The following is a 16802-nucleotide window of genomic DNA, read 5'->3' on the forward strand; positions in this document are numbered from 1 at the left end:
ATCAATTACAACGGCCAGTGACAATCAGCGCCACTTTAGTATCCTTCGCAAATCCAGCCGTACCCTGCGGCTCGTCATGCAAGTAAAACGTCATGAGCGAACGAACCACTTCTTCAAGCTGGGCGATGGGGATTGTCAAGGCGTTGGAAATGGACGGCCTGGATTGTCGGGCGCTGTTCAATCAATTGGGGCTGGATTTCGATGCGCTGGACGATCCGGATGCACGGTTCCCCCAGGACTCGATGACGCGGCTCTGGCAACGGGCGGTGGAGTTGTCGGGCAACCCGGCCATCGGTTTGAACATGGGCAAGGTGGTGCGCCCGGCCTCGTTCCATGTGGCGGGCTACGCCTTGATGTCCAGTCGCACCCTGGTGGAGGGTTTCCAACGGCTGGTGCGGTACCAGCGGATCATCGCCGAAAGCGCCGACTTGAGTTTTCGTCCGTTGGAAGGCGGTTATGGGCTGATCCTGACCGTTCATGGCGACCATCTGCCCCCGACCCGCCAAAGCGCCGAAGCGTCCCTGGCCTGTGCGCTGGCCCTGTGCAGCTGGTTGACCGGGCGCACCCTGCATCCGGTGAAGGTGCTGTTCCAGGGTGCCGAACCCTCGGACCCGGCGCCTTATCACCGAGCTTTTCACGCGCCGTTGGTGTTCGGCGCTCCCTATGACGCGCTGATCTTCGAACGGGCCGACATGGAGGCGCCGCTGCCGACGGCCAATGAAGCCATGGCGCAGCTTCACGATCGGTTTGCCGGGGAATACCTCGCGCGTTTCTCGGAAAGCCGCGTGACCCACAAGGCACGACAAGTCTTGTGTCGGTTGTTGCCCCAGGGGGAACCCAAGCGAGACGTGGTGGCGCAGACGCTGCACCTGTCCCAGCGCACCTTGCAGCGGCGCTTGCAGGAAGAGGGCACCAGTTTCCAGAGCCTGCTCGAAGACACCCGCCGCGAGCTGGCCGAGCAGTACCTGGCACAGCCGGGCATGACGCTGCTGGAAATCGCCTACCTGTTGGGATTTGCCGACCCGAGCAATTTTTTCCGGGCCTTTCGCCGCTGGTTCGACACCACGCCCGGCGAATACCGGGCGCGATTGGCGAGCCAGCCTGAACCGGTCAGTGACGCCAGAACGCCGGGATACACAGCACGAACACGGTGATGATCTCCAGCCGGCCCAGCAGCATGCCCCCCGACAGAATCCACTTGGCGGCGTCCGGCAGCGGTGCGAAGTTGCCGGCCGGCCCGATGGTTTCCCCCAGCCCCGGGCCGACGCCGGACACGGTACTGGCCGCACCGGTCAACGCCGTCATCCATTCCACGCCCAACAGCGACAGCAGCAGGGCGATCACGCAGATCGTGATGGCGAAGAAGAACGAGAACGTCAGGATCGAGCGGACGATTTCCTCGTCAAGGCGATGACCGTTGTATTTTTGCTTGATCACCGCACGGGGATGGATCAGTTGATTAAGGTTGGCCCGCAGCAGGATGTAGGCGACCTGGAAGCGAAAGATCTTGATCCCGCCGGCCGTCGAACCCGAGCAACCGCCGACGAACCCCAGGTAGAAGAACAGCATCAGCGAGAAATTGCCCCACAGGCTGTAGTCGCCCAGGGCGAAGCCGGTGGTGGTAACGATGGACGTCACGTTCAGCGCCACGTGCCGCAGGGCGTCCAGCCAATGCAGGTCGGTGGTCGCCCAATACCAGGTGCCGAGCACCAGCCAGGTCACCAGCAGCACGCCAATGAGCCCCTGGACCTGCTGGTCCTTGATCAACGCCCGGCGATTGCCCCGCAACATCGAGACGTACAGGGCAAACGGCAGGCTGCCGAGGATCATGATGACGATGGCGACCCAGTGCACCGCCGGCTGGGTCCACTTGGCCAGGGACAGGTCCGAGGTGGAGAAGCCGCCGGTGGAAATCGCCGACATCGAATGGTTGATGGCATCGAACAGGCTCATCCCGGCCCACCAGAGCGCCAGGGTGCCAAGAATGGTGATGCCCACGTAGGCCGCCACGATCAACCGCGCCACCATGTGGGAGCGGGGCATGACTTTTTCCGAGCGGTCCGATGACTCGGTCTGGAACAGCCGCATGCCACCGATGCGCAGCAGGGGCAGGATCGCCACCGCCATGCCGATGAAGCCGATACCGCCGAGCCAGTGCAGCAGCGAGCGCCACATCAGGATGCCCGGCGACATATTGTCCAGGCCGCTCAGGACGGTGGCGCCGGTGGCGGTGATGCCCGACATGCTTTCGAAGAACGAATCCGTATAGCTGATGTGCTGGGTCAGCAGGAACGGCAGCGCAGCGAAGATACACACCACCAGCCAGCTGCTGACGGTCAGCAGGTACATGTCCCGCGGCCGCAGGTGGATGTGCTCCGGGCGCCCTGGAAGCACCAGCGCCAGGCCGGCGAGGAACGTGATCATGCTCGACCAGAGGAACGACGGCAGGTCGCCAGTGCGCTCGAAGATCATCAGCGTGACCATGGGCACGACCATGAAGATCGCCAGGGTGATCAGGAAGATGCCGATGATGAAACCGATGATTCGCAGGGTCGGCAACGCCATGAAGTCCGCTCAGGCTGAAAGGGAAGGGCGCCATTCTACCTGCGGCCAGCGTCCTGTAAACCGGCACTCGGCGGCGCCTGGCTGCCTGGCCACGGAATTTGCGCTAACGGACTCGCCGCACAGCCACTAGAATAGCTGGACATTTTTTCAGGAGGTGGCCGATGCAGGCTCTCGACGCTTTGCTCAACCGTGTTTCCGTCCCGCGCCTGGTGGAGCCGGCACCCACGCCGGAACAGCGCGAGCTCATGTTCGCCGCAGCCATGCGGGCACCGGATCACGGCCAGTTGCGGCCATGGCGCTTCCTGACGGTGGAGGGGCAGGCGCGGCATCGCATGGGCGAACTGCTGGCCGAAGCGGCAAAGTTCAATGACCCGCTGGTGCCCGAAGCCGTCGTGGAAAAGGCCCTCAACGGCCCATTGCGCGCGCCTCTGGTCGTGGTGGTGATCGCCCGTTTGCAGGACCATTTCAAGATCCCGAAATCCGAGCAACTGCTGGCGGCTGGCTGCGCGGCCCATGGCATCCTGCTGGCCGCGTATGCCCAGGGGGTTGGTGGCGTGTGGCGCACCGGCGAACTGGCGTACTCGCCACATGTGGCCCGGGGGCTTGGCCTTGAAGATGGGGAAGAAGTGATCGGTTTCCTCTACCTGGGCACGCCGCAGAAAGAGGCGCGTACCGCACCGCAGGAAGATGTGGGGCAGTTTGTCCGGGAGTGGACGGGCCAATAACGGCTCAAGGGCCGGCGGATGACTTGAGGCTGGTTTGATCCACCGTGGCGAGGGAGCTTGCTCCCGTTGGGCTGTGTAGGAGCTGTCGAGTGCAACGAGGCTGCGATCTTGTCCCAGACAGTTGAGTCTCAAGCGAAAGATCAAGATCAAAAGATCGCAGGCTTCGCCAGCGCCTACAGAGCCGAGCGGGAGCAAGCTCCCTCGCCACACAATCAACAGCCTACGGTGGTGTTATCTGCACGCGTCGGCAATCGCCTCGGCCAGCGAGTCCAGGCGCGTGGCATCGATACCGGCCACGTTGGCCCGGCCGGTGCCGACCATGTAGACGCTGTGGCGTTCGCGCAGGTGCTTGACCTGTTCCGGCGTCAGGCCGGTGTAGGAAAACATCCCGCGTTGCACGCCGATATGGGCGAAGCGCTCCCGCAGACCATGGGGTTCGAGAGCTTCCAGCAAACCGCTGCGCAATTGCGCGATGCGCAGGCGCATGGCCTGGACTTCATCGGCCCACAGGCTTTTGAGTTCCGGGTTGCCGAGGATGGTCGCCACCACGGCTGCGCCATGGTCTGGTGGCGTCGACCACAGGTTCCGGGCGATGTTTGCCAATTGGCTGCGGATATCGATCAGTTTTTCGCCGTCCCGGGCGCAGACGATCAACGCACCCGTACGGTCGCGGTACAGGCCGAAGTTCTTCGAACAGGAGCTGGTGATCAGCACTTCGGGTAACGCTTGGGCAAATAGCCGGACCGCCCAGGCGTCCTGTTCCAAGCCATCGCCGAAGCCCTGGTAGGCGAAGTCGATCAGTGGCAGCAGGTCGCGGCTGCGCACCACTTCCAGCAGCTGCTGCCATTGCCCATGGGACAGGTCGAACCCGGTGGGGTTGTGGCAGCAGGCATGCAGCAAGACCACATCGCCTTTGGGCGCCTGGTTCAGGGTTGCCAGCATCGCCTCGAAATCCAAGCGGTTATCGGCGCCCACATAAGGGTAATGACTGACCTTGACCCCGGCCGTGGCGAAAATGGTCTCGTGGATCGGCCAGGTCGGGTTGCTCAGCCAGACACCACGGCCCGGCAGGCACTGGGCGATGAAGTCGGCGCTCAGGCGCAGGGCACCGGTGCCGCCGGGTGTCTGGGTGGCGCCGGCGCGCTTTGCGCTGATCAGCGACGAGTCGGCGCCCAGCACCAGCTCATTGATCAACTGGCCGAACGCGGCGTCGCCATGGCCGCCGATGTAGGTCTTGGTGACCTGGCGATCCACCAGTCGCTGCTCGGCCTGTTTCACCGATTGAAGGATCGGCGTCAGGCCTTGGGCATCCTTATAGACGCCCACGCCCAGGTCGAACTTGCTCGGGTTGCTATCCGCCCCGTAGGCCTCCATCAGGCCGAGGATCGGGTCGCCGGGTACCCGGCCGATGGCGTCGAAATGCATTACTTGCGGCCCTCGGCGGTCTTGGCCACGTCATCGGTGCGAGCGGCCATGATGAAGTCGTTGCGGTGCAGGCCCTTGATGGAGTGGCTCCACCAGGTCACGGTGACTTTGCCCCACTCGGTGAGCAGGCCTGGATGGTGGCCTTCGGCCTCGGAGATCTCGCCAACGGCGTTGGTGAACGCCAGGGCGTGCTTGAAGTTCTTGAACAGGAAAACTTTTTCCAACTGCATGACGCCGTCGCGCACTTCGATGTTCCAGTCCGGGATCTGTTTGATCAACACCGGCAATTCTTCGTCGCTGACTTGCGGGGCATCGGCGCGGCAGGCTTCGCAGTGGGCTTGGTTCAGAGTGTTCATGGTGTGTTCCTGGATCGAATATTTGAAAAACGTCGATGCACCCACGCTAAAGCAAAGCCGCGTCGTGCAACAGACTCAATTGGGATTAAAAGACGCGGCTCACGCCGCTTTGGGCGGAAATTTCGGAGCGTGCAAGCCCAGTTCCCGACCGCGCTTGACCATGCCCATGATGTCTTCGTGGGCCAGGTCGAACAGACGCTTGAGCTCGGGCAACACGAAATACACCGGTTGCAGGATGTCGATGCGATACGGCGTGCGCATGGCTTCCAACGGATCGAAGGCCTGGTGCTCGGGCTCGTCGGACAGGCAGTACACGGTTTCCTTGGGCGACGAGAGGATGCCGCCGCCGTAGATGCGCCGGCCCTGCGGGGTCTGCACCAGGCCGAACTCGATGGTCATCCAATACAGGCGCGCCAGGTAGACGCGTTCTTCCTTGGAAGCCTGTAGGCCGAGTTTGCCGTAGGTGTGGGTAAATTCGGCAAACCAAGGGTTGGTCAGCAACGGGCAGTGGCCAAAGATCTCGTGGAAAATGTCCGGCTCTTGCAGGTAATCCAGTTCTTCACGGGTACGAATGAAGGTCGCCACCGGAAACTGCTTGCTGGCGAGCAATTCGAAGAAGGTCTGGAAAGGGATCAGCGCCGGCACGCGGGCGACTTGCCAGCCCGTGGTCTCGCCCAGCACTTTGTTGACTTCGTCCAGTTGCGGGATGCGGTCGTGGGGCAGGCCCAGCTTGTCGATGCCGTCCAGGTATTCCTGGCACGCACGGCCTTCGATGACTTTGAGCTGGCGGGTGATCAGCGTGTTCCACACCGCGTGTTCTTCAGCGGTGTAGTGGATAAAACCTTGCGCATCGGGCTCGCGGGCCACGTATTGCGTCTGCTTCATGCTGCTCTCCTGCTGATTTCCCTCAGGGGGGAAGGTGCGTTTGTTGTTATGTCGAGCGATGCATTAGAGATAACCCGAAGCAGCGGTGTGTGCATCGGCTTGGCGAGGATGGATTGGGCGAACGACGGGTTGAATCGTAAAGTTTTCGTTACGATTTGGCGGGCGGTACGATCTTTCCGGGATTTTCAGGTGGGAAACGGCCTACATCTGTCACATAATCTTGACGATTATTTGCGTTGCCACGCCGAAAACCTCTGTGGCGAGGGAGCTTGCTCCCGCTGGGGCGCGAAGCGGCCCCTGTTTTGGGTCTGCTGCGCAGCCCAGCGGGAGCAAGCTCCCTCGCCACAGAGGGGCTGGAATGGCGCGTTTTTCTATCTCATATGCACCTGGGCCCTTTCATGCGCATCAAAGTCCATTGCCAGAATCGCATCGGCATCCTCCGGGACATCCTCAACCTGTTGGTGGAGTACGGCATCAACGTCGCCCGGGGCGAGGTCGGTGGTGAGCACGGCAATGCGATCTACTTGCACTGCCCGAACCTGATCAACATCCAGTTCCAGGCGTTGCGTCCGAAATTCGAAGGCATCGCCGGGGTGTTTGGCGTCAAGCGTGTAGGGCTGATGCCCAGCGAGCGTCGGCACATGGAGCTCAACGCCTTGCTCGGCGCCCTGGAGTTTCCAGTGCTGTCCATCGACATGGGCGGCTCCATCGTCGCGGCCAACCGGGCGGCGGCGCAGTTGCTCGGGGTACGGGTCGACGAGGTGCCGGGGATTCCCTTGTCACGCTACGCCGAGGATTTCGACTTGCCGGAACTGGTGCGCGCCAACCAGTCACGCATCAACGGTCTGAGGGTCAAGGTCAAGGGCGATGTGTTCCTGGCCGACATCGCGCCACTGCAATCGGAGCACGACGACAGCGAAGCCATGGCCGGTGCGGTGTTGACGTTGCATCGGGCCGACCGGGTGGGTGAACGGATCTATAACGTGCGCAAGCAGGAGCTGCGCGGCTTCGACAGTATTTTCCAGAGCTCGAAGGTGATGGCGGCGGTGGTCCGTGAGGCCCGGCGCATGGCACCGCTGGACGCGCCGCTATTAATTGAGGGCGAAACCGGCACGGGCAAGGAACTGCTGGCCCGGGCTTGTCACCTGGCCAGCCCGCGCGGGCAATCACCCTTGATGGCACTCAACTGCGCCGGGCTGCCCGAGTCGATGGCCGAGACCGAGCTGTTCGGCTACGGCCCCGGTGCATTTGAAGGGGCAAGGGCCGAAGGCAAGCTCGGACTGCTGGAACTGACCGCTGGAGGAACGCTGTTCCTCGACGGGGTCGGGGAGATGAGTCCGCGGCTGCAAGTGAAACTGCTGCGCTTTTTGCAGGACGGTTGCTTCCGGCGTGTCGGCAGCGATGAAGAGGTGTACCTGGACGTCAGGGTGATCTGCGCGACCCAGGTGGACTTGTCCGAACTCTGCGCCCGGGGCGAATTCCGTCAGGATTTGTACCACCGCTTGAATGTGCTTTCGCTGCACATCCCACCCCTGCGCGAATGCCTCGATGGCCTGGAGCCACTGGTGGAGCATTTCCTCGACCAGGCCAGCCGCCAGATCGGCTGTGCGCTGCCCAAGCTGGCGCCGGCGGCCATGGACCGCCTCAGTCATTACCATTGGCCGGGCAACGTCCGGCAGTTGGAAAACGTGCTGTTCCAGGCGGTTTCCCTGTGCGACGGCGGAAAGGTGAAAGCCGAGCACATCCGCCTGCCGGACTACGGCGTGCGCCAGCCCCTTGGCGATTTCTCCCTTGAGGGGGGCTTGGACGAGATCGTTGGGCGTTTCGAGAAAGCGGTGCTGGAGCGCTTGTATTCCGAACATCCCAGCAGCCGGCAACTGGGCAAGCGACTGGGGGTTTCCCATACGACCATTGCCAATAAGTTGCGTGAGTATGAAGTGGGCAAGACGGAGCCTTAGCGGGGGGGCGTTTTTTCCCTGGTATGGGATTTGCTAGATCGTGGCTGTCCCCCGCTTATTCGGAGTAGGTGGCGACTTTTTGACAGGGCTGAGGCCCGGTTTCGGCTGCGTACAATGAGGCTCAGGATGCAAAAAAAAATAGCTGTGGTGCAGTCGAACTACATCCCTTGGAAGGGCTATTTCGATCTGATCCGCAGCGTCGATGCGTTCGTCCTGTTTGACGATGTCCAGTACACCCGGAGGGACTGGCGCAACCGCAACAAGATCAAGACCGCCCAAGGTGAGCATTGGCTGAGTATTCCGGTCAAGAACAAGGGCCGTCTCGAACAATTGATCAACGAAGTCCAGGTGACCAGCCCGGATTGGGCCGCGGCGCATTGGAAGACCATTGAGCGGAGTTATCGGCGCGCCCCGTGCTTCGCTCAAATGGAGGCGCCGATTCGTGCGCTCTACGAGCAGGCTGCCGACCTCACCGATCTGACTCGCATCAACCACTTGTTCATCGCCGGCTTATGCCCCCTGCTGGGCATCCATACGCCGCTCCACCGTTCCGAAGAATTGGGGCGCGCAGAGGGCAAGAATGAACGCCTGATCCATCTCTGCCAGGCCCTCGGGGCCAACGAGTACCTTTCTGGACCCGCGGCCAGTCACTACCTCGACGAAGCGGCGTTCGCCGCCAAGGGGATCGCGGTGTCGTACATGAGCTATGCCGGCTATCCCGAGTATCCGCAGCTATACGGCGAGTTCCAGCATGCGCTCAGCGTCATCGACCTGTTGTTCAATACCGGCGCGGATGCATCGGCTTTTCTGGAGAAAGGGGCTGTCTGAGCGGGCCTTGCCAGTGACACCCTTTTTGACTTGATTCTGGAGATTTCACCCGATGTCGAACCTTGCGCAGCTGGACGCTCATTTGCTCGAACAGGCGTTGGCGCGTCTACGGCTGATGTATGCCAAACCCGAGCATCCCTACTACATCCTGGCGCCTGCTTACCGTGAATCCTCGTCGGGCGTCGTCTCGCTGCACTACCTCTGCCATATGCTCAACCTCAGTGGCCGTGAGGCCTACATCTGCAGCACCGAAGTGGTCAATCCAGATCTCAAGACGCCCTTGATCAGTTCTGCGATCAAGCAGCGCCATAGGGCGGCGGGCAAGGTGCCGATCGCGGTTTATCCCGAGGTATTCCCTGGCAATCCACTCAACTGTCCGGTCGTGGCGCGTTTTCTCCTGAATTTCGAGGGGTTCCTCACTGGGAAAAGCATGGACGCCGCGCCCACCGATTTGTTTTTCTATTACGCCGCCCGGCTCGCTGAGCACCGTGGCGACCCTGACGGTGACCTGTTGTGCCTGCCGGCGATCGATATCGAAATGTTCTCGACGGTGGGCGCCGGCACCGTGCGTAAGGGCAGCTATCTCTACCAGAACCGTCACCCCTTGGGTCAGATCGACTACTCGCTACTGCCAGCGGATGTCCGCCTGCTGAGCATGGCCAACCCCTTGGCCCTGCCTGAGCTGGCCGAGCTGCTGCGCAATGCCGAGGTGATGTACAGCTACGAGTGGTCGATGACCTGCGTCATGGCCGTGCTGTGCGGATGTCCGGTGATATTCATTCCAGGACATGGCGTCGACCAGCCACTGCTCGATAACAGTTTTTTCGGCAGCGTCGGTTTTGCCATGCTCGACCAGCCGGACCCGTTGGAACATGCCCGGGCAAGCCTCGGCGACGCCTTGCCCCGTTATGTTGAGCGCACGGCGGCTTTCTGGCAGCAGCTGGACGTGTTTATTGCAAAAACCCAGGCGACTGCCGCTCGTGAGGCGGTCGGCAACCGTCTGGGGGCGCTCGACTGGTTGCGCCAACGCTATCCGGCGGCGCAGCCATTGCGTCTGATCAATGAACGGTTGGCAAGCGCGGCGGCGCCGAGCTTCACTGTCCTGGTCCGCGATGACAGCAATCCGTTGGCGCTGGCTCACACCCTGGACAGCCTGGATCGACAGTTGTACCAGCGTATCCATGTATGCGTGATGGGTGACGCTGACCCGGGGCGAACCAACGTTCAATGGTTGGCGTGTGATCCGAAGCAACCTGCGGCAGCGATCAATGGCCTGGTCGAGAGCACCCAGACCGACTGGTTCCTGCTGGTCGAGGCGGGGGAGGAGTTTACCGCCGCGGGGCTGCTGATGGCGGCGCTGAATCTGCTCGATGCGCCAGACAGTTGCCTGGCGGTGTACGCCGACGAGGCGCTGCGGGTGGGCGGGGTGGCGAATCTTTCGTTGCGGCCTGACCTGAATCTGGATTTGCTCTTGGCGTTTCCGACCAGTCTTTCCCGTCACTGGATGTACCGTCGGGAGGCGCTAGTGCGCTTGAGCGGTTTTGATAGTGGCTGCAGCGGCGCCTTCGAGTTGGCCTACCAACTGCGCCTGATCGGCGAGCAAGGGATGGCGAGCATTGGTCATGTCAGCGAGCCCCTGCTGATCGCCAACGAAGTGCGGCAGTCGGAATGTGCCGATGAGCGCTCGGTCATTGACGCGCACCTGCACGGACGTGGCTATGGTCAGGCGCGAGCGATTGCCCTTGAAAAGGAGCCGGGCCGCTATCGTATCGATTACGGTCACGAGCGACTGGCCTCGGTCAGTATTCTGATTTACCTCGAAGGACAGTTGACCAATTTCCAGCGTTGCCTGGAAAGCCTGCTGATGCGGACAGACGCCGTGGACTTCGAGGTCTTGCTGATCGAGCCGGGCAACGACGACCCCGCGTTGCTGGAGTGGCTGGGGCTGGTCGAGCAAATGGGCGAAGGCCGTTTCCAAGTATTGCGTTTCCTGCCGGGGCAGTCGCGTGCGGCGATGTGCAATGCGGCGGCGCAGGAGGCGCGCGGTGAATATCTGCTCTGGCTCGACGCGCAAACCGCTGTGCTTGAGCCGGGTTGGCTGCACGTGTTGCTCAATCACGCCCAGCGCCCGGAAGTCGGTGCCGTGGGCGGCACGTTGCAGGATAGCCAGGGCCGGATACGCCAGGCGAGCCTCGTGTTGGGGCTGGGCGGGGTTGTCGGTCGGGCCTTTGAGGGCTTGTCAGCCCAGGCATCGGAGGGCATGGGCCGGTCCGGGCTTGAGCAGAACTGCTCCGCAGTGGGCGGTGAATGCCTGATGCTGCGTCGTGCGCTGTTCCTTGAAGCCGATGGCTTCGATACCGATCCACTCCTGGCCCCATGGACCCATGTCGACCTGTGTCTGAAGTTGCAGCAGGCGGGTTACCTGAACGTCTGGACCCCTTACGCACGTCTGTTGATGGACGCTGTGTCAGATCCCCAGGCAACTAGCGGGCAGGAGGATGCCTTCTACGCGCGTTGGTTGCCGCAATTGGCCCGCGACCCGGCCTACAACCCCAACTTTTCGCTGCGCGTCGGCGAGGGTTTTGTCCGGGAAAATACCGATCTGTGCTGGTATCCGCTGCAAGGCAGTGTGCCGAGGGTGTTGGTTTGCGTCACTGAACAGCAGGCGGGGGCCTATTCGCGGCTGGTTCAGCCATTCAGCACCTTGCTGGAAGCGGGGCAGGTCGAAGGTGCAGCTGTTTCGAGTTTGCTGTCGCTGGTGGAGGTCGAGCGCCTGGCGCCGACAACCGTGGTATTGCAGCGCCCTCTGGATGACGCCGGGCTACTGGCTCTGAGCCGCCTTAGAGCGTTTTCCAAGGCGTTCACGGTCTACGACTTGGACGGTTATTTGCCGCAGATGGAGTTGAAGGGCGATTACGCTGCCGATGAGCTGCTGGAGCGCCTGCGGTTCGGCATGCTGCAGGTCGATCGGGTGCTGGTCCCCACGCCGGCGCTGGCCGAACTGTTGCAAGGTCAACATGACGACATCCGCGTGCTGGAAACCCTGCTGCCGGCCGCCTGGGGTCGTGTGCAAAGCAAGCGACGCATCGGGGCCAAGCCGCGCCTGGGCTGGCTGGGCGGCAAGGATACTCATCTGCTGGCCGAGGTATTGCCCGCGTTCGCTGGCGAAGTCGATTGGGTGGTGCTGGGCGACTGCCCCGCGGCACTGCAGCCTTATTTGAAGGAGCTGCACCCAGCTGTCGCGCAGCAGCAATTGGCGGGGGCCATGGCAGCCTTGAATCTGGATCTGGCTCTGGTGCCCATGGCTGAAACCCTGGGCAATGCCTGCTCCGGTGACCTGCGTGTCTTGCAGCATGCCGCGTGCGGTCATCCGGTCATTTGCAGCCGGGTGCCGGGTTTTGTCGGTGGTGAGGTATTACCGCTGTCACGGGTGAATAACGAGGCGCAAGACTGGATCCGAACGATTCGCTTGCACCTGGAAGACCGTGAAGCTTCCGCGACGCTGGGGGACACCTTGCAGTCGACGGTGCGGGCGCAGTGGCTGCTCGAAGGCGAGCGCCTGGACGCCTGGCGGCGGGCATGGTTGGCCGATTGATCCCTACTAATATGATGTGACCTTGGTCGCTCAGCGGAGAACATGTGACATGAGCAACGATCTCGATACCTTCATCGCCGCCTATAGCGACAGCTTTGGCTATGCGTATGACAACAACATCATGCTCAACTGGTATCCCCAGCGCATCATGGCGCTGTGCACCCAGGCGCAGAGCCTGCTGGAACTCGGTGTTGGTCATGGTTTCAGCACCCACCGCTTCTCGCAGTTCTTTGGCGAACACACGGTCATCGATGGTTCCGCATCGGTGATTGCCCAGTTCAAGGCCCGATACCCGGACAGTGCGGCCGAGATCGTTGAAAGTTATTTTGAGACATTCGACACCGACAAGCGTTTCGATCTCATCGTGATGGGTTTTATTCTTGAGCATGTCGAGGATCCACAGACCGTGCTGCAACGGTTCAAGCGTTTTCTGGCCCCTGGTGGTCGTTGCTTCGTGGCGGTTCCCAACGGCGAGTCCCTGCATCGGCGATTCGGTCATGCGGCCGGGCTGCTTGACGACATGGCGGCACTGGGCGGCGCGGATCTTGAGCTGGGTCATGTACGCAGCTACTCGCTACAGACCCTGACCGCGGAACTCGAAGCCGCCGGGCTCCAGGTGGTGCGCAAGGAGGGCATATTTCTCAAACCCTTAACCACCGGGCAATTGAAATCGCTGAACTTGAGTGCGGACATCATCCAGGCCATGTGTACTGTGGGCATCGATTATCCAGAACTGTGCTGTGCAATGATGCTGGAAGCGACAGTCGCGCCGTCATGAAGAGCCTGGTCATAGGGAGTACTTCGGTCATTGGCAAGGCGGTCGCCCGGGCGCTATCGCGCTATGGCCCAGTCAAATTGGCGGGACGCCGGGACGCCGATGTTGCCTTTGACTTGAATAGCCCGCAACCCAGCGCCTGCGACGAGCGCTTCGACGTGGTCGTGCTGGCCGCGGCCGATTTCGGCGGCGGCCAGCCGGATGACCTGATTCGCGCCGAACAGGTCAACAGTGTCGGTGCATTGGCTGCCTGTCGCCTGGCCGAACAATGCGGGGCGCGGCATTTCATTCTGCTGTCGTCGCGTTGGGCCAGCCATCAGGCGACGGATCCCTACTTCGGCATCTACTCGCTTTCCAAGCGCCATGCCGAAGAAGTGGCGAGCCTGTATTGCCAGGAACGGGGCATGGCGTTGAGCGTCCTGCGCATCAGTCAGGTCTACGACAGCGGGGAGCAGTGCAGGACTCACCAACCGCTGTTATACGTCATCGCCGACAAGGCGCAGGCGGGGCAGACTGTCGAGCTCTATGGCAGCAACGACCCCCGGCGCAACTACCTGCACTTGAGTGATCTTGCCGAGGTCTGCGCGCGGCTGGCGGAACAGGGCATCACTGGTTTGTACAACTGCGGCCATCCCGAATCTCCTCGTCTATCCGAAATTGCCCAGGCCGCCTTCGAGGCGTTTGGCAAACCGTCGGACGTCCGCTTCCTGCCGGAAAAAAACGATATTCCCGATCTGCCTTCCTTTGACTGCGGGCATGACTTGTACGAGCAAATAGGTTTCACCCCGCGAATAGATATTCGCCGGGGTTTCGAGCTGATGCGAGCGCACCGGGAGAACCTGTCATGAAGACCGTCATGGTGACGGGTGTTGGCGCCATCATGGGTTACGGCCTGCTCAAGTCGCTACGTGCGGCGGACCCTGCTGTTCGCCTGGTCGGCACCGATATCTACGACGATGCCGTCGGTCGCGGTTGGTGCGATGCATTCGTGCAGGCCCCTTTGACTGCTGACCCGGGGTACGCTCAGTGGCTGGGAGATACGCTGGCCAGGCATGAGGTCGACCTGCTGATTCCCGGCATCGAACAGGATGTTCATTGGCTGTCGGACAATCGAGCGTTGCTGGCGACATTCGATTGCCAGGTCGCGCTCAACAACCCGCATTTGATCGAACTTTCCAGGGACAAATGGGCAATGGACCAGGCGCTTGTGGCGCTGGGGGATGCCAGTCGTATTCCCAGCTTGCTGGCGGGGGATTTTCACGCGCTCAAGGCGTCCTTGGGCTTGCCGTTCCTGCTCAAGCCGCGTCGAAGCTACGCCTCCAAAGGGCTGGTCTGGGTTCGCGAGGAGCGCGACTTTACGCCTCACGCGGCCTTGCTCGGTGAATACCTCATGGCGCAACCCATCATTGGCAGCGCGGCCGATGAATTCACCGTGGCGGCGTTCGGCGATGGCCACGGCGATACGGGTCCGATCATCGCCTTCCAGCGCAAGCTGGCGTCGGACGGGTCCACCGCCAAGGCCTGGGTGTATCAGGATGATTCGCTGGATAAAACAGTCGCCAGGTTGTGTCGCGCCTTCAAACCGGAGGGCCCGACCAACTTGCAATTCCGTCGTGGCAGCGATGGCTCCTGGAGTCTGCTGGAGATCAACCCGCGAATATCTTCGACCAGTTCGATACGGCGCGCATTCGGCTACAACGAGGCGGCCATGTGCCTGGATTTTTACCTCGATGGCAAAACACCGGCCCAGCCAACCATTCGCAGTGGTTTCGCTGTTCGTTATATAGAGGATTTCATTGTCTATGATCGGAATCATTTCTGACGTACATGGCAACTACAGCGCCCTGCGGACAGTGCTTGCCAAGTTGGATGAGCTGGGAGTGTCGCGGATTGTCTGCCTGGGTGATACGGCCGGTTATTACAGTCAAGTCAATGAGTGCTGCGAAGCCCTGCGCGAGCGAAACATTTTCTCCGTGATGGGCAATCATGATTGGTACCTTGCCAGGGATGAGCGCTGCCCTCGCTCCAATAGCGCCAATGCTTGCCTGGACTATCAGCGGGGCATCATCACCTCCCAGAACCTGGCCTGGTTGGAATCGCTTCCTGAACGCTCGATCGAGCATGGATTGAGCATCGTTCATGGCGGTTGGAACGATCCGCTGGACGAATACGTGCGCCCTTCACAAGCGTATTTCGCGCCGTTGCCTGGCCGGTATTTCGCCTCAGGCCATACCCACGTCCAGTACTTGTGGAGCGGGGAAGGCAAGGTCTATTGCAATCCCGGTTCAGTCGGCCAGCCACGTGATGGTGATCCCCGGGCAGGTTTCGCGACCTGGGACGGCGAAACGTTCGACCTGCATCGGATGGAATACGATATTACTGAAACCCAGCAGGCCATGAAGCGCGCCGGATTCACCCCGTACTTCTATGAAAATCTTGATATCGGCAGTCAGATAGGTGGGCGGATCAGTACGGTTTGAGGGTTGTGCCGTGCGCCACTATTTACTATGCCCACCCAGGGAAGTTTGCAATGAGCAACGAAACGATATTCTTCAACCGCCCGTACATGACCGGCAAAGAGCTGGACTACATTGCCCAGGCCAAATTCGGCAACATGCTCGCCGGTGATGGCCCATTCACCAAGCGTTGTCACCGTTGGTTGGAGTCGCACACGGGGTGCAACACGGCATTGCTCACCCACTCATGTACGGCTGCGCTGGAAATGGCGGCGTTGCTGCTGGACATCCAGCCTGGCGACGAAGTCATCTTGCCTTCCTATACCTTCGTCTCCACGGCCAATGCCTTTGTGTTACGTGGCGCGGTGCCGGTCTTCGTCGATATTCGTCCTGATACCCTGAACCTCGACGAGCGCCTGATCGAGGCGGCGATAACGTCACGGACCAAGGCTATCGTGCCTGTCCATTACGCCGGTGTGGCCTGCGAGATGGACACTATCCTGGCTATTGCGCATAAGCATGGGCTGGCGGTGGTTGAAGACGCCGCGCAAGGTGTGATGTCAACCTACAAGGGTCGAGCCTTGGGCAGTATCGGAAACCTTGGTGCATTCAGCTTTCACGAAACCAAGAACGTGATCTCGGGAGAGGGTGGGGCGTTGCTGGTCAATGATCCCGCAATGGCATTGCAAGCCGAGATCATCCGCGAAAAAGGTACCGATCGCAGTCGATTCTTCAGGGGCGAGGTAGATAAATACACCTGGCAAGAGGTGGGTTCCTCGTTCCTGCCTGGAGAGATGACGGCTGCCTTCCTCTGGGCCCAGTTGGAAGAGGCGCAAGCCATCACCAATCGCCGCCTGGCGATCTGGGACCGCTACCATGCCGCCTTAGCGGGGCTCGAGCAGCAAGGGTTGCTGCGTCGTCCGATCGTTCCTGAACATTGCCAGCATAATGCTCATATGTATTACGTACTCCTCGCCCCTGGCGTGGAGCGCCAGTTGGTCCTCGAGACGCTCAAGAGCCACGCGATCTATGCGGTGTTCCATTACGTGCCGCTGCATTCATCGCCCGGTGGGGCGCGTTATGGGCGGGTGCATGGCTCGATGGAAATTACCGATGGTTATTCCGAGCGGCTGTTGCGTTTGCCAATGTGGCTCGGCTTAACCACCGATCAGCAAGATCGCGTGGTGGATGTTCTCGGCAGTGCTTTGGCAGCCCTTGCCACTTAGCGGCATGA

14 protein-coding genes are annotated in these 16802 nt (G+C 61.2%); 10 read left to right on the forward strand and 4 right to left on the reverse strand.

The window, feature by feature from the left end:
- Window positions 1-92: 92 nt before the first annotated feature.
- A complete protein-coding gene (locus tag ACLH0I_RS08620) occupies window positions 93-1154 on the forward strand; it encodes an AraC family transcriptional regulator (RefSeq protein WP_411386798.1) in 1062 nt (353 codons plus the stop codon).
- Here the strand turns inward: ACLH0I_RS08620 and ACLH0I_RS08625 are convergent.
- Entirely contained in the window at window positions 1111-2565 is a 1455-nt protein-coding gene (locus ACLH0I_RS08625; protein WP_186704637.1) for a TrkH family potassium uptake protein, read from the reverse strand. The two genes, ACLH0I_RS08620 and ACLH0I_RS08625, sit on opposite strands and share 44 nt — an antisense overlap.
- 161 nt (window positions 2566-2726) lie before the next feature.
- On the opposite strand from ACLH0I_RS08625, the gene ACLH0I_RS08630 reads away from it, so the two are divergent.
- Window positions 2727-3290 carry an NAD(P)H nitroreductase gene (locus ACLH0I_RS08630; protein WP_411386799.1) on the forward strand — a complete coding sequence of 188 codons (564 nt, stop codon included), beginning with the start codon at window positions 2727-2729 and terminating at the stop codon, window positions 3288-3290.
- A 231-nt stretch (window positions 3291-3521) separates the two neighbouring features.
- On the opposite strand, the gene ACLH0I_RS08635 is transcribed toward ACLH0I_RS08630, so the two are convergent.
- From ACLH0I_RS08635 to phhA, 3 genes are all read right to left on the reverse strand, one after another.
- Window positions 3522-4715: an amino acid aminotransferase gene (locus ACLH0I_RS08635; RefSeq protein WP_411386800.1), complete on the reverse strand. Its 1194-nt coding sequence runs from the start codon at window positions 4713-4715 to the stop codon at window positions 3522-3524.
- A complete protein-coding gene (locus tag ACLH0I_RS08640; protein WP_003184087.1) occupies window positions 4715-5071 on the reverse strand; it encodes a 4a-hydroxytetrahydrobiopterin dehydratase in 357 nt (118 codons plus the stop codon). The genes ACLH0I_RS08635 and ACLH0I_RS08640 overlap by 1 nt, the downstream gene beginning before the upstream one ends.
- 99 nt (window positions 5072-5170) lie before the next feature.
- Entirely contained in the window at window positions 5171-5956 is a 786-nt protein-coding gene (phhA, locus tag ACLH0I_RS08645; protein WP_186704640.1) for a phenylalanine 4-monooxygenase, read from the reverse strand.
- Between the two features lie 398 nt (window positions 5957-6354).
- On the opposite strand from phhA, the gene ACLH0I_RS08650 reads away from it, so the two are divergent.
- From ACLH0I_RS08650 to rffA, 8 genes are all read left to right on the forward strand, one after another.
- Entirely contained in the window at window positions 6355-7914 is a 1560-nt protein-coding gene (locus tag ACLH0I_RS08650) for a sigma-54-dependent transcriptional regulator (RefSeq protein ID WP_411386801.1), read from the forward strand.
- Between the two features lie 126 nt (window positions 7915-8040).
- Window positions 8041-8742: a WbqC family protein gene (locus ACLH0I_RS08655; protein ID WP_411386802.1), complete on the forward strand. Its 702-nt coding sequence runs from the start codon at window positions 8041-8043 to the stop codon at window positions 8740-8742.
- A gap of 52 nt (window positions 8743-8794) precedes the next feature.
- Window positions 8795-12337 carry a glycosyltransferase gene (locus ACLH0I_RS08660; protein WP_411386803.1) on the forward strand — a complete coding sequence of 1181 codons (3543 nt, stop codon included), beginning with the start codon at window positions 8795-8797 and terminating at the stop codon, window positions 12335-12337.
- A gap of 49 nt (window positions 12338-12386) precedes the next feature.
- Window positions 12387-13115, forward strand: a complete 729-nt coding sequence (locus ACLH0I_RS08665) for a class I SAM-dependent methyltransferase (protein ID WP_411386804.1) — start codon at window positions 12387-12389, stop codon at window positions 13113-13115.
- Window positions 13112-13960 (forward strand): NAD-dependent epimerase/dehydratase family protein, encoded by an 849-nt coding sequence (locus ACLH0I_RS08670; protein WP_411386805.1) that lies wholly within the window; start codon window positions 13112-13114, stop codon window positions 13958-13960. The genes ACLH0I_RS08665 and ACLH0I_RS08670 overlap by 4 nt, the downstream gene beginning before the upstream one ends.
- Entirely contained in the window at window positions 13957-14934 is a 978-nt protein-coding gene (locus ACLH0I_RS08675; protein WP_411386806.1) for an ATP-grasp domain-containing protein, read from the forward strand. Before ACLH0I_RS08670 ends, ACLH0I_RS08675 begins: the two co-directional genes overlap by 4 nt.
- Entirely contained in the window at window positions 14915-15592 is a 678-nt protein-coding gene (locus ACLH0I_RS08680; protein ID WP_250961961.1) for a metallophosphoesterase family protein, read from the forward strand. Before ACLH0I_RS08675 ends, ACLH0I_RS08680 begins: the two co-directional genes overlap by 20 nt.
- Window positions 15593-15642: 50 nt before the next feature.
- Window positions 15643-16794 carry a dTDP-4-amino-4,6-dideoxygalactose transaminase gene (gene rffA, locus ACLH0I_RS08685; RefSeq protein WP_411386807.1) on the forward strand — a complete coding sequence of 384 codons (1152 nt, stop codon included), beginning with the start codon at window positions 15643-15645 and terminating at the stop codon, window positions 16792-16794.
- Window positions 16795-16802: the final 8 nt, after the last annotated feature.

The sequence above is a fragment of the Pseudomonas sp. MPB03 genome (genome assembly GCF_046605385.1).
Taxonomy (GTDB): Bacteria; Pseudomonadota; Gammaproteobacteria; order Pseudomonadales; family Pseudomonadaceae; genus Aquipseudomonas; species Aquipseudomonas zanjanensis.